Below are 14,637 nucleotides of genomic sequence, written 5' to 3'. Positions count from 1 at the left end.
GAAAGGGCGGAAGCCATATGAAAAAGGGAAGGATTGTCATAATCACAGGAGCCCCCGGAACCGGGAAAACGACAACGGCATCGATGACTGCCAAAGAATCCAGTCTGGAAAAGTCAGTACATATGCATACAGATGACTTTTATCATTATCTTAGCAAAGGAGCAATACCTCCGCATTTACCAGGATCCAATGGACAAAATGTAATCGTTATGGAAGCTTTCCTGGAAGCTGCAAAACGTTATGTGCGCGGAGGCTATGATGTGATTGTGGACGGAATCATAGGCCCCTGGTTTTTAGAGCCATGGTTAAAAGCCGTGCAGGATGGCTACGAGGTGCATTACATTATATTGAGAGCCAATAAAGAGGAAACTATGAAACGCGCTGTTGGACGGGATAAACTGGACAGGGAAACCAACATGGAACTGGTGGAAATAATGTGGAAGCAATTCAATGATCTGGGGTGTTATGAACCTTATGTTATGGACATAACAGATTGCTCTGTTGAAGAAACAGCGTCTATGATAATAGAAGTGGTTGAGAGTAAAACGCGTTTACTGAGGGGGAATGGAAATGCTAAAGAAGAAACTTCCTATTGGCATTGATAATTGAATTATCATTGAAGTGAAATATGCCCATGACGGTAATCTGGATGCTGCCTGCGGAGAAGCGTTAAAACAAATAGAACATACCGGATACGAAGATGACTTACAGGATGATGGGGTGAAGGATATCCTGAAATACGGTATTGCATGTTATAAAAAGCGGTGTAAGGTTATGCTGGCTGAAAAGATATGATAATGGTCTGTGAAATTAAAAAAGTAAGAACATTTTCTTAAAGTAAGTGTTCTTTTTTTTATGATTAAACTGGATTAAAATGATTATTATAGCTTTGGATTGTGCAAAGATAAAATTACAACAGTAGGCGGTTTGTAAAGGAGTTATTTCAATAACCACCCTGATGCTTGGTCGATTTTCGCCGCAATAACCTGCACAAAGAGATTGCTGTGAATATAGTATTTGAGTATAATGATATTATATATGTAAAAAACGATCTTTCGTTAGCTGAAAAAGAGTTTTTGATAATGAGATGGTAAATCAAAGATTATAGACTGTATATAACAGATAAACCGGCAGTGTATAATAAGACAGGGGGCATGAAAGTGGAATGGAGAGCACTTTTTGATCAAAATGTATTAAATGCCGCGGAGAAATATATTAGGAGCGGTTCGATCCAAAATTTGACTGTGGATGAGAAACGGCTTACTGCCCGTGTGAGCGGTATAGAAAATTTTAATGTGGAGATTCGCCTTGCGGAGAATACGGTGTCTTCAATGAAATGCACCTGCTCTTATGCAGGTTCTGGCTGCAATTGTGAACATATGGCTGCCGTTCTTTTGGCATGGGAAAACGATACCAAGGCTGACCCAGATCATGCAGCGGGAGAGAACAACACAAAAGGTAGGGAGAAAGCGGAAATCGCATCTAAGAATGTTTTGCAGCTGACCTGCGATATCGATGATGTGCTGACCTATGCGATTGTTCACAACGGTGTACATATAGTCAGAGATATTTGTATCAAAAATATATCGGAAGCCGATTTGGATGATCTGATGGTTAGGATCAGTTCCGGAAATGAACTCATTATGGATTTTGAGCAGGGTATTGAGAAGATAAAGCCTGGAGAAGAGTTTCATCTTAAAAATCTGAATGTTTCCATTAATGCAGGATACCTGGCATCTCTTACAGAGAGAAGTTCGTGTCAGCTTACAGTAGGAATTTATTCTAAAGAAGACCGGTTGCTATCGGAAACCATAAATATTACCGCATTGGCCTTTGAACAATGGCCGGGCCTACAGTATACACCGGAGCTGTTAGCAGCATTTTCCATGCCGAATCATCCTGTAGTGACAAGTTTGATTCAGCTTGCTGCTAAATATATGGAAAAGTGGACCGGAGATCCGTCATTGGCGGGGTATCAATTTGAAGACCCCAATCGGGTTGTGCATATGGCTGCCGCAGCCTATGCGGCAATCCAGCAGAAAAATATCACCTATGCGGAGCCGCCTTCAAGCTTTGAAGAGTTTGGGCAGAGAATCCGTCTGGCAGATACAGTCCTGGATCAGCGTCTGGGAACCTGCATGGATATGACACTGCTTTATGTGGCGTGCCTGGAAGCCATGGGGCTTAATCCTGTTATGGTCATGATGAGGGGGCATATCTTTGCCGGTGTGTGGCTGGTTGAGGAATCCTTCTCCGATATGATCATGGATGATCCCTCTCAGATGGAAAAGCGTATGTCAAAAGGTATTCGTGAGATGATCGTTGTGGAATGTACAGCCATGTGTGCCGGAAAGGGAAGATGCTTTGATGAGGCCGTTACGCTGGCAGAGCGTAACGTGTCCGACTATGGCAATTTTGCTTTTGCCATTGATGTGAAGCGTGCCAGAAGCATGGGGATCCGTCCGCTTCCGGTACGTGTAAAGACAGCAGAAGGATTTCAGGTTCAGCATGAGGACAGGGAAGAGAAGGATATCACAAATGCCACTAAAAATAAAGTCGAGATTTTCAATCTCCCGGATCCTTCCCAAAAAGGAACGGTCACAAAGCTGACACAGTGGGAACGCAAGCTTTTGGATCTGAGCCTTCGCAATATGCTGATCAATATGCGTATGACAAAAGCAGTAGTTCCGCTTTTGTCTTCCGATGTAAGTATTTTGGAGGATGCATTGTCGGAAGGGGAAGAATTCCGGGTTATGCCTCGGCCGGCAGATATGTCAATTGCAGGAGATGGCGGCGTCACGGTGGAAGCATTGGGGGATCTGGGGCTGTTTGCGGATTTTATTGCACTGGAGAGCAAACACCGCAGACTGCACTCTCTGTATGCGGAGAAAGAATTGAACAGCTCCCTGACAAAAATGTACCGCTCTGCAAAAACTTCTATGGAAGAGAACGGAGCAAGTACATTATATCTGGCACTGGGTCTGCTTCGGTGGTTTGAGGGTAAGAAAAGTGCTGCGGCAAGGTATGCGCCCATTGTGTTGGTACCCATTGATATCATCCGGAAATCGGCCAGTAAAGGATATGCTATGCGTATGCGCGATGAGGATGCACAGATCAATATCACACTGTTGGAATTCCTGAAACAAAATTATGATACGGAGATTTATGGATTGAACCCGCCGCCGATGGATGAGCATGGCCTGGATCTGCCTAAGATATTTGCGATCATCCGCCATGGGGTGATGAACCTTCCCATGTGGGATGTGGTAGAGGCAGGATTCATTGGAAACTTCTCCTTCTCGCAGTTTGTGATGTGGAATGATGTTCACAGCAACTGCACATTTCTTGAAAACAACAAAATCGTTCACAGCCTGATGATGGGAGCTGTGGATTGGGATTGTACAATTCCGGAGGGTGTGGACACGGATGAAGCTTATCTGCCGGTGACTGTTGATTCTTCTCAGCTTCGGGCGATCAATATGGCGGCAGCCGGGGTGAGTTTTGTATTACATGGTCCCCCCGGTACCGGGAAATCACAGACGATCACAGCAATGGTGGCCAATGCCCTTACGAAGGGGAAGACGGTTCTTTTTGTTGCGGAGAAGATGGCAGCTCTTGAAGTGGTACAAAAGAGGCTTTCGGCTTTGGGAATCCGCGATTTTTGTCTGGAGGTGCATTCCAATAAGGCAACAAAGAAGGCAGTTCTGGATCAGTTGAAAAGGGGGCTGGAGATTGGCGTCTGGGGACAGAAGACAGATTACGATAAAAAGATTCAGGACATTCGCAAAATGCGTGCTGATCTGGATGCCTATGCGAAAGCGCTGCATGTGAAAAGACCGTTTGGTAAGAGCCTTCGCCAGCTAATGGATATCTATGAAATGATCCCGGAGTTGAATAAGAGCGTGCGTTTTGATCATACATATGCAGGTTCCCTGACAGAGAGTGACCTGGATCATCAGGCTCATAGCCTGGAGCGTTTGATCGCAGCAGGAAAAGGAATCGGTCATCCTCATGATCATCCGCTGCAGGTGGTACACAAGACAGAATACAGCCAGAGGCTGAAGTTTGAGCTTGAAACTATCATCCGCTCCTATAGAGAGTCCCTGGAAGTATTCCGGAAGGATATGCTTGGCTTCGTGGAATCCATGGAAATAAAGGCCCCCGTTACAGAGGATGAGTGGAGAGATATCTGCAATTATGCCCGCAGCGTCATTGCTATAGAGAGGATTCCGGCATTTTTACGGCGGTCCGGCAGTGTGGAACGTGAATTTGCAGCACCGGAGACCTATTTGTCCATGCGGCAGGCATTTGAGGCTAAGAAGGCCGGGTTCCTGGCAAATTGGAATGAAAACTTTCTCCGTATGGAGATGGATACATATCGTGAAAAGTATGAGCAGGCGAATAAGAAATTTTTTGGCAAAGGAAAAGCACTGGCAGCACTGACATCTGAAATGCAGGCATTTGCATCTTTTACAGTGGAGACAGACCGGATCTTAGTGTACCTTACAGATATTTCTTTTTATCAAAAAGAAGCTAAGGAAATAGCAGAAGCCGAGGCGGCATTGTCCTATGAGTGGAAAGAAATTCTCAAAGATCATCCCACAGGGGAGGCTCTGCAGGTATACAAAGACCATGTGAAGGGACAACTGCAGATCATATCACACTTCTCGGATCAGATACAGATACTGGAGAATGAAGGAGCCTTGAAAGGCTGTATCCGGAAGGCAGAAAATCTGATAACAAGCCTGGAGTCTGTGAAGGCAGCAGAAACCCAAGCAGCAGAATTGCTGGAGCTGACTTTTGAAAACACGGAAGAAAATTGGATGGACAGCAGATTAAAGCTTTGTGCAGGCATTCTGGAAAATGCTTCTTCCATAAAGGATTGGATCGTCTACCGGCAATTTGCCGCGGAGTGCAGACAGAGAGGACTGGGCCCCATCTGTGATGCATATGAAGCAGGGATTCCCCATGATGAGGTTATGACCGTATATCTGCGGTCTATATACAGAACCATCATTTTGTCGGTGATTGAAAAGGAACCGGTATTGAACGGATTCACGGGTATCGGGTTCAATGAAAAAATCGCACAATTTAAGAAGCTGGACCAGGAGTTCATGGAACTGACCAAGGATGAGATGTTTTACAAGCTGACGCATCAACTGCCCACATCTTATGAGTCTGTAGATATCAGCAGGGAATTGAATATTTTACGAAGAGCGATCAGCAGTAATGGCAGGGGGATATCCATCAGGACGCTGTTTGAGCAGATTCCGCATATCCTGACAAGATTATGTCCGTGTATGCTCATGAGCCCAATCTCCGCGGCACAGTATCTGAAGGCCCAAAATGATCTGTTTGATATTGTGATTTTCGATGAGGCCTCACAGCTCCCCACCTGTAAAGCCGTGGGTGTACTGGCAAGAGGCAAAAATGCGGTTATCGTAGGTGATCCCAATCAAATGCCGCCTACCAGCTTCTTTGCGGGGAATACAGTAGATGAAGATAACCTGGATATTGAGGATTTGGACAGCATTCTGGATGACTGTCTGGCACTTGGGATGCCATCCGCTTATCTGCATTGGCATTATCGAAGCAGGCATGAGAGCCTCATCGCTTTCAGTAATCAGGAGTTTTATGAAAACTCCATGCTTACCTTCCCGTCTGTAAATGACCGGGAAAAGAGGGTAAACCTGGTGAAGGCGGACGGCTTTTTTGACCGTGGAAAGGGCCGCGTCAATGAAGGGGAGGCAAAAGCGATTGTTGCTGAAATAAAGAGAAGATATCAGAGTACGGAGCTGACGAATCAGACCATTGGCGTTGTTACCTTCAATATAAGCCAGCAGACGCTGATTGAGGATCTGCTGCAGGAAGAGTACCAAAAGGATGCGGCATTTGACAGATGGGCAAATGTTGGTGAAGAGACTCTGTTTGTCAAGAATCTGGAGAATGTACAGGGAGATGAGCGTGACGTTATTCTGTTCTCGATTGCCTTCGGTCCTGATGCAGATGGTAAACTGTCATTGAATTTTGGACCATTGAATAAGGACGGCGGTTGGAAGCGGCTGAATGTGGCCGTATCCCGTGCCAGACTTGAAATGGTGGTGTTTACTGTCATGACTGCCGATATGATCGATCTGAGGAGAACGAAATCAAAGGGGGTTGAGGCTCTGAAGGATTTCCTGGAGTTTGCGCAGAAGGGCAGACTGCAGGGAGAATATGTGGAGACCAGAGTGCGGAGAGATCAGGGAATTATGGAGCACATCTGTCAGGTGATCTCTGATGGCGGATACAGATACCAGAAGGCTGTAGGGCATTCAAAGTTTAAGATTGATATTGCAGTGGCCAATCCTTACAATGAGGAGGAGTATCTGCTTGGTATTATGCTGGATGGAGAGTCCTATCGCCAGTCGTCGAATACCAAAGACCGCGAGGTGGCGCAGAGCAGTGTTCTGAACGGACTTGGCTGGGAACTGCATCGTATCTGGACTATGGACTGGTGGGATAACAGGGATAAAGAATTGTCTAAGCTGATGCAGGTGTTGGAAGAAAAGAGGGAAAAGGCATATCAGACATTTCTTGAAGCGCAGTCGGTTAGTGTTGCGGAGGCGGCAGCAGGGGAAAAAGAAACGGTTGAAGTTTTTGCCGATGAGTCGGAGGCCGCAGTGAAACAGGATGAGACAGCAGAAGATTTATCCAGTAAAGTTACCGGAAATGTTGAGGCTGCTGTGGAGAATGAAGGGAATGTTTCAGAGCAGACGAAGGCCGGACCGGAAATGGATGAAAAGTCGGAACCTAAGTTTGCAATTGATATTGAAAATCGTTTTGCTCCTAAAAATCGGATAGCAGAGGAATTTGATAAAAAGGTTGCTGCCGGGAAACAGAATACTTCGGCCGTAGTCAAACAAGTATTACAGGGAGTGTTGGAGTACCGTGTCGAGGATTATGTATATGCTTCGGAAGAGGGGATAGATCTTACTGCTGCTGATTATAACAAAAAGGAAAATTTGGAACAGATCACCGCAAAGATACAGCAGATCCTAGATGCTGAAGCGCCTATTGCATATGACAGGCTCATGAAAAAAACGCTTCGAGCATTCAATATTGCGCGTTCCAGTCCCCAGACACTGGAAACAACAGACAAGGCGTTAAAGAAAGCTCTGACTAAGTTAAATAAGCAGGCCGGCGTCAGGTTTTACTGGCGGAAGGATCAGGAGCCGGATATGTACAGAGTGTACAGAATGGATATTGTTTCTGCGGAGAAAAGAACTGTCGACGAGATATGCCAGCAGGAGCTTAAGAATGCAGTCTGCTTCACACTGCAGGAAAAAGGCGCACTCAATAAGGACATACTTATGAAAGAAACCATTCGGACAATGGGATACGCAAGGAGTGGAACGGCCTTGATCGCTGCTGTAGAACGAGGGCTGAAATATGGAAGGAAGACAGGAGAGATTGGGCAGGATACAGAGAAGAGATTTGTTTTGAATACGGATAAATGAAAATAGAAGAGGACTCATAAACCCCTTGAAAGCACAGCGCTTTCAGGGGGTTTTTGCGTTCCTGCTGCATCAGTTCCTTACAATCCTTCTGTTATTTATCCAATCTTAATACAAAAGCGGTTTCCCTTATGCGCATTTAGGATATTACGTGGTAACATCAGTTACATCCTGAAAGATAAAGGAGGGGACCTGATATGATGGACTTAGCTATGGTGGCTGTACTGCTTGCCTGTTTTGGTTTCATGAAGCTGTTTACCGGATGGTGCAGCAGGCAGGTGGATACAGGCAGCGACGAAAATAAGGAGTAAAGGAAAAGTGCAGAACGACGACAGGAGGGAACAACATGATATTATTGGGAATTGTAATTCTGCTGACAGCGGCTTATTTGCTCTATGCCCTGGTCTATCCCGAAAAATTATAGAAAACAAAGTGTTACTGTCTGCAGGCATGGCTGCTTGGCTCGTTGCCCGCAGATATAAAAAATCAGTGACAGGAATAAAGAAAATGACAGGAGGATATAAAAGTCATGTTACAGATAACGCTGACTTTGGCAATTTTCATTTTGGCAGTTATTCCAATGGGAAGATATATGTATCACATTGCAGCCAAAAAGAAAACATTTGCAGACCCATTTTTTGACAGGGTGGATAACGGGATATATAAAATCTGCCGTATTGACAGAAACGGAATGAACTGGAAGACTTATGCATTAAGCCTGCTCATGGCAAATGCAGTTATGATCTTTGTGGGATATATGGTGTTGAGACTACAGCATGGGCTGTTTCTGAATCCCAACGGAATCGATGGAATGGAGCCCACCCTTTCCTTCAATACAATTATAAGCTTTATGACAAATACCAACCTGCAGCATTATTCCGGTGAATCCGGACTTTCTTATTTAAGCCAGATGCTCGTGATCATTTTCATGATGTTCACTTCCGCGGCATCCGGGTATGCGGCCTGTATGGCATTTTGCCGGGGGCTTGCAGGAAAGAGAAAGGACTTGGGAAACTTCTACGAAGATATGGTGCGTATCACCACACGTATCCTGATCCCATGGTCCCTGATATTCGGCCTTGTTTTGATCTGGCAGGGCTGTCCGGAGACCTTTGGCTCGAATATCACCGTAGAGACGATCCACGGAAAACTTCAGGATTTTGCCATGGGTCCCATAGCGGCACTTGAGATCATCAAACATCTGGGAACAAACGGAGGCGGTTTCCTTGGAGCTAACTCTTCCACACCCTTTGAAAACCCTACCGTTATCACGGATATCGTGGAACTGATCTCCATGATGATCCTTCCGGGTGCATGTGTACTGACCTTCGGAAAGATGTGCCAGGAGAGAAAGAAAGCGGAAGTTAAAACAAAAGAAGTCAAAACAAAAGAACCATTATTCGGAAAACAGGGAAGAACTATTTTTGCAGCCATGTCCGTTATCTTCCTGGTGGGCCTGACTCTGTGCTTTGTGTCTGAAAAGGCCGGAAATCCTGTCCTTGAGACCGCGGGGATCAGCCAGGAAATGGGCAGCATGGAAGGAAAGGAAGTAAGATTCGGGATTGACCAATCTGCCCTGTTTACCACTGTCACGACATCCTTCACCACAGGTACGGTCAACAATATGCATGACACACTGACGCCTCTGGGCGGAATGGTGCCGCTTTTACATATGATGCTGAACTGTGTCTTCGGCGGCAAAGGCGTTGGCCTTATGAATATGCTGATGTATGCGATATTGGCAGTGTTCATCTGCGGGCTGATGGTGGGACGTACACCGGAATATCTTGGGAAGAAGATAGAGGGAAAAGAAATGAAACTGGTGGCGCTGGTGCTGATCGTGCATCCGCTGCTGATCCTGGGATTTTCCGCGCTGGCAGTTTCCACCCAGGCAGGTCTGGAGGGCATAAGCAATCCTGGTTTTCACGGGTTGTCGCAGGTGTTGTATGAGTTTTCATCCGCGTCGGCCAACAACGGCTCCGGTTTTGAGGGACTGTCTGACAACAGCTATTTCTGGAATATCACAACAGGACTTGCAATGTTCTTTGGCCGTTATATAGCTATTATTGCCCAACTTGCCATTGCGGGATCTCTGTTTGCGAAGAAGACGACAAAGGCTTCCGTTGGTACCATGCGTACGGATAATGCGGTATTTACCATTTTACTGGTATTCATTGTATACATTTTTGCAGCTCTGACCTTCTTCCCGGCACTGGCTTTGGGGCCGATTGCGGAGCATCTGACCTTGTGGTTTGCATAAAATTTGAGAAAGGGATGTAAAAGAAGAATGTCTAAAAAACAACAACAAACAAAGTTCGTGACAAAGGACATTTTAAAAAGTTCTGTTATAGGTGCATTTCAGAAACTGAGTCCGAAATATATGGTGAAAAACCCTGTCATGTTTGTAGTGGAGGTGGGCTTTGTGCTCACGCTGCTCATGACTATTGTTCCAACCCTGTTTGGGGATGATGCGTCACTTGGTTATCTGAGAGTCTATAACGGGATCGTGTGTGTAATACTTTTTATAACCGTATTATTTGCCAATTTTGCGGAGTCTGTAGCGGAAGGGCGGGGAAAGGCCCAGGCTGCCACACTGAAAAAGACAAAACAGGATACAAGATCACGTCTTATAGACAAAGACGGTACGGAATTGACCGTAAATGCTTCTGACCTGAAAATGGATGATGTGGTCCTGGTAAAAGCGGGAGAGATAATCCCAAATGACGGGGAGGTCATAGAGGGGATCGCGTCTGTGGATGAATCAGCCATAACAGGGGAATCCGCGCCTGTAACACGTGAGGCGGGAACCGATTTTTCATCTGTCACAGGAGGAACAACGGTGGTCAGCGACTGGCTGAAGATCAGGATCACATCAAAACCGGGAGAGTCTTTCCTGGATAAAATGATCGCCCTGGTGGAGGGGGCATCCCGCCAGAAGACGCCCAATGAGATCGCGTTGAACACCCTGCTGGTAGGTCTTACGATTATTTTCCTGATTGTTGTGGTATGCCTGTATCCTTTTGCTACTTACTCAGGGGTGCAGATACCTGTCTCCACAATGATAGCCCTGTTGGTCTGCCTGATCCCCACTACGATCGGCGGCCTGCTTTCCGCCATCGGTATTGCGGGAATGGACAGAGTTACCAGGTTTAATGTGATCGCCATGTCGGGAAAGGCAGTAGAGGCCTGCGGGGATGTGGACACCATGATACTTGATAAGACAGGTACCATTACCTTTGGAAATCGTCTGGCAGCGGAGTTTTATCCTGTCGCCGGAAAGAGCAAAGAGGACTTAATGGACTATGCGGCGCTTACTTCTCTCTGTGACCCTACGCCTGAGGGAAAATCAACAGCAGAACTGGCAAAAAGTATGGGAAGCAGAATAGATGACAGTGCTGCTGATCAGATGGAGTTTGTGGAATTCACAGCCCAGTCCAAAATGTCAGGGGTAAACCTGGCAGGCGGCTCTCAGATCAGAAAAGGAGCGGCAGATGCCATCAAGGAGAGAGTCCTGAAAAATGGAGGCAGCGTGCCGGATGATCTGGACACCATTGTGGAAAAGATCGCGGGCCTTGGAGGAACTCCCCTTGTGGTGGAAGCAGATGCTGTGATCTACGGTGTTATTTATTTGAAAGATACAGTAAAACCGGGGTTGGTGGAACGCTTTCAGAGACTTAGGGAAATCGGGATCAAGACCATTATGTGTACCGGCGACAATCCGCTGACAGCGGCCACCATTGCGAAAGAAGCCGGTGTGGATGGCTTTATTGCGGAATGCAGGCCTGAAGATAAGATACGGGCGATCAAAAAAGAACAGGCAGAGGGAAAACTGGTAGCCATGACAGGTGACGGTACTAACGACGCCCCGGCCCTTGCCCAGGCAGATGTGGGTCTGGCTATGAATTCCGGTACGGCGGCGGCAAAAGAGGCTGCAAATATGGTGGATCTTGATTCTGATCCCACAAAGATATTGGAAGTAGTGGAAATCGGAAAACAGCTTCTGATCACAAGAGGCTCCCTTACCACATTCAGTATAGCCAACGACGTGGCGAAGTATTTCGCCATTATACCGGCCATGTTCACTTTGGTGATCCCGCAGATGCAGATGCTGAATATTATGAAGCTGGCGACACCTATGTCCGCTATCTTATCAGCACTTATTTTCAATGCGATCATAATCCCGTGCCTGATTCCCATTGCCATGCGAGGTGTGAAATACAAGCCTATGAGTGCGGAGCGTATGCTTCTGAAAAATATGGGTATTTACGGTCTGGGCGGTATTATTGTACCATTTGCTGGAATTAAGATCATAGACTGTCTGGTAGCACCGCTTTTGGCAGTGCTGGGAATGTAGGGAGGAAGATTTTATGAAATCATTTTTTAAATATTTTAAGAGTGCCCTGATCCTGACTGTTCTCATGCTGATCCTCTGTGGGTTTGCCTATCCGGCAGCTTTGACCGGACTTGGGCAGTTGATATTCCCGCATCAGGCAAACGGAAGTCTGATCACTGCAGAGGGAGAGAAGACAACAGAACCGGAAGAGGCCATAGGGTCTGCCATTGTAGGGCAGGATTTTTCAGGAAATCCAAGGTATTTTCAAGGCCGTGTATCCGGTGTGAATTATAACACTTATACAGAGGAAGAAAAGGAAGATAATAGTTACGGCGGTATAGGCTCCGGCGGATCCAATCTGGCTCCGTCCAACGAAGAGCTGAAAGAACGGGTGGAAAAGTCTGTGGATGAATTCCTGGAAAAAAATCCGGGTGTGGAAAAAGGAGATATTCCTGCTGACCTCCTCACCGCTTCCGGTTCGGGTATGGACCCGGATATCACACCTCAGTCAGCCAAGATACAGATTCCTGCCATTGCTGAAAATACAGGACTGAGTGAGGAAGAACTGGAGAAAATAGTTGAGAACAACACAGAAGGCAAAGTCCTTGGCGTGTTCGGACATGAGAGAGTCAATATCCTGAAATGCAATCTGGAGATAGCAAAAGCCATTGGAGAAATCTGAGGAGTATGCCATGGGAGGAGAGGAAAGGCCAAGTTCCCGGGAAATGCTTGAAAAGATTCAGGTGGAGGAGGAAATAGCCCGGAAAAAGGAGATGGGGCAGCTCAAAATTTTTCTGGGATATGCAGCCGGAACAGGGAAGACATATGCCATGCTGCAGGCAGCAGGTGAACTGAAAAAGCAGAAGATAGATGTAGTTGCCGGATATGTGGAGCCCCATGCGCGGCCGGAAACCACGGCATTGCTGGAGGGGCTGGAGCAGCTTCCGTTTTTGATGGTGGATTATAAGGGTGTAAAAATACGGGAATTTGATCTGGATGCTGCCCTGGAGCGTCATCCGAAAGTGATCCTGGTGGATGAACTGGCGCACACCAATATCCCGGGCTGCCGCCACAGCAAACGGTACCAGGATATAGAGGAACTGCTGGAACACGGGATCAATGTGTACACCACCGTCAATATCCAGCACTTGGAGAGTCTCAATGACAATGTAGCGAGTATCACTTCCGTTATGGTCAGGGAAACCATACCTGACCGTGTGTTTGACCGGGCCAGCCAGGTGAAACTTGTGGATATCGAGCCGGAAGAGCTGATCGAGCGCATGAAGGAAGGGAAGATCTATCAGGGCGCGCAGGCACAGAGGGCTCTTCAGAATTTTTTTACCAGAGATAAGCTGATTGCCCTTCGGGAGATTGCTTTGCGCCGTATGGCGGACCGTGTGAACCATCTTGCTGAGGAGGAGAAAAAGATCTTTGGCGCAGGAGAATACTCCACCGGTGAGCATGTTCTCACCTGCATTTCGCCCGCACCCTCCAACGCAAAGGTGATCCGCACAGCAGCCCGTCTGGCCTATGCATTTCATGCAGAATTCACTGCGCTGTATGTGGAGACCAGGTATCTGCAGAATGCGGATGAAAAGGTGAAAAAACGAAGGGACGAAAATATGCGGCTTGCCAGAAGCCTGGGGGCAAAAGTTGCCACAGTTAACGGGGAGGATGTGTCCAGGCAGATCGCGGAATATGCCAAGGTCAGCAATGTGACAAAAATCGTTATGGGCAGAACGGCTCACCGGATTTTGTTTGGGCAGACAAGAAAAACCCTGGTTGAGAGCCTGAATCAATATGCCCCCAATCTCGATGTGTATGTCATACCTGATCTGCAGAGCGGTATCGGTCAGCGGCCCTATACCATAATAAAGGCCGGGAAATTTCTGCAGGGTATGAAAGGAACCGATTTTTGGATCATGCTGGGCATGATGGCGGTCAGTACAGCGGGCGGTTTACTGCTGGCACATTTTCAGATGACGGAAGCAAATATTATCATGGCATATCTGCTGGGGGTGATGCTGACTGCGATCTTTACCCAGGGGTATGTGTGTTCTGTGCTGGCCTCCATCCTCAGTGTGATATTGTTCAACTATTTCTTTACTGTGCCGGTCCACAGCCTTCAGGCATATGACGCAAGTTATCCGGTAACATTTGCCATGATGTTTACGGTCAGCCTTCTCACATCCTGGAATATGTCAAAGATACAAAAGCAGAATGAGGAAAATGCAAAGCGGGCCTACCGCACGGAAATCCTTCTGGTGAACAGCAAAAAACTGAGGCGTGCCAAATCCAGACAGCAGGTCAGTGATGATCTGGCTGTCCAGATACAAAAGCTGATGCAGTTTACCGTGATCATATATATGAAGAAAGATGGTGTGATACAGATGCCTTCCATATATCTGCGCAGCGGAATTGAGAATGGCGGGGAGGAAGGCCTGAGGGCAGATTATACCTCCCGGTCAGAGCAGGCTGTGGTCAAATGGGTATTTGAAAACGGCCACAGAGCCGGATGCACTACCCATACCCTTCCAAATGCCAAGGCTATTTATCTTCCGGTCATGGAGGATGATAAGGTTTCTGCCGTGGTGGGTATGGTGCTGGAAGAGCGCAGGGAAATTGCCGTATTTGAATACAATCTCATATCCGCTATGCTGGATGAGGCCGCGCTTGTGCTGGAGAGGATCCAGAAGATGGAGGATTTGGCAAAGTCCATATCTAAAAACACATCATAGCGCGGAGAATACAGGATTCTACTGTCAGTCGATTGCCAAATCATGCATTTTAAGATAAGCTTTTGATTAA

The 14,637-nt window shown here is 46.8% G+C and carries 7 protein-coding genes and 1 pseudogene; all 8 read left to right on the top strand.

Annotated elements, in window-relative coordinates; translation table 11 throughout:
• Positions 1–17 precede the first annotated feature (17 nt).
• The 8 genes and pseudogenes from C6P39_RS04955 (at position 18) to C6P39_RS04920 (ending at position 14,567) form a co-directional block, all read left to right on the top strand.
• Positions 18–602: an AAA family ATPase gene (locus C6P39_RS04955; protein WP_104803017.1), complete on the top strand. Its 585-nt coding sequence runs from the start codon at positions 18–20 to the stop codon at positions 600–602.
• Positions 603–609: 7 nt separating this feature from the next.
• A pseudogene (locus C6P39_RS04950) lies at positions 610–795 on the top strand (PD-(D/E)XK nuclease domain-containing protein); the annotation flags it as partial.
• Positions 796–1,160: 365 nt separating this feature from the next.
• Positions 1,161–7,499 carry a DUF3320 domain-containing protein gene (locus C6P39_RS04945; protein ID WP_104805854.1) on the top strand — a complete coding sequence of 2,113 codons (6,339 nt, stop codon included), beginning with the start codon at positions 1,161–1,163 and terminating at the stop codon, positions 7,497–7,499.
• Positions 7,500–7,842: 343 nt separating this feature from the next.
• A complete protein-coding gene (locus C6P39_RS28685) occupies positions 7,843–7,920 on the top strand; it encodes a potassium-transporting ATPase subunit F (protein ID WP_104805853.1) in 78 nt (25 codons plus the stop codon).
• Positions 7,921–8,025: 105 nt separating this feature from the next.
• On the top strand, positions 8,026–9,756 hold the full coding sequence (gene kdpA / locus C6P39_RS04935; protein ID WP_104803016.1) for a potassium-transporting ATPase subunit KdpA: 1,731 nt from the start codon (positions 8,026–8,028) through the stop codon (positions 9,754–9,756).
• Between the two features lie 27 nt (positions 9,757–9,783).
• Entirely contained in the window at positions 9,784–11,850 is a 2,067-nt protein-coding gene (kdpB, locus tag C6P39_RS04930) for a potassium-transporting ATPase subunit KdpB (RefSeq protein WP_104803015.1), read from the top strand.
• Between the two features lie 13 nt (positions 11,851–11,863).
• Positions 11,864–12,511 (top strand): potassium-transporting ATPase subunit KdpC, encoded by a 648-nt coding sequence (kdpC, locus tag C6P39_RS04925; protein ID WP_104803014.1) that lies wholly within the window; start codon positions 11,864–11,866, stop codon positions 12,509–12,511.
• Positions 12,512–12,521: 10 nt separating this feature from the next.
• Positions 12,522–14,567, top strand: a complete 2,046-nt coding sequence (locus tag C6P39_RS04920; protein WP_104805852.1) for a DUF4118 domain-containing protein — start codon at positions 12,522–12,524, stop codon at positions 14,565–14,567.
• The last annotated feature ends 70 nt before the right edge of the window (positions 14,568–14,637 follow it).

The sequence above is a fragment of the Blautia marasmi genome, from assembly GCF_900258535.1.
Taxonomy (GTDB): Bacteria; Bacillota; Clostridia; order Lachnospirales; family Lachnospiraceae; genus Blautia; species Blautia hominis.
Note: the sequence above shows the minus strand (reverse complement) of the source record. Positions and strands in the feature narration are given on the sequence as shown.

Bases quoted from the DNA above. Each gene is read 5' to 3' on its own strand.
- C6P39_RS04955 (WP_104803017.1), top strand. From the start codon at position 18: ATGAAAAAGGGAAGGATTGTCATAATCACAGGAGCCCCCGGAACCGGG.
- C6P39_RS28685 (WP_104805853.1), top strand. From the start codon at position 7,843: ATGATATTATTGGGAATTGTAATTCTGCTGACAGCGGCTTATTTGCTC.
- kdpA (WP_104803016.1), top strand. From the start codon at position 8,026: ATGTTACAGATAACGCTGACTTTGGCAATTTTCATTTTGGCAGTTATT.
- kdpB (WP_104803015.1), top strand. From the start codon at position 9,784: ATGTCTAAAAAACAACAACAAACAAAGTTCGTGACAAAGGACATTTTA.
- kdpC (WP_104803014.1), top strand. From the start codon at position 11,864: ATGAAATCATTTTTTAAATATTTTAAGAGTGCCCTGATCCTGACTGTT.
- C6P39_RS04920 (WP_104805852.1), top strand. From the start codon at position 12,522: ATGGGAGGAGAGGAAAGGCCAAGTTCCCGGGAAATGCTTGAAAAGATT.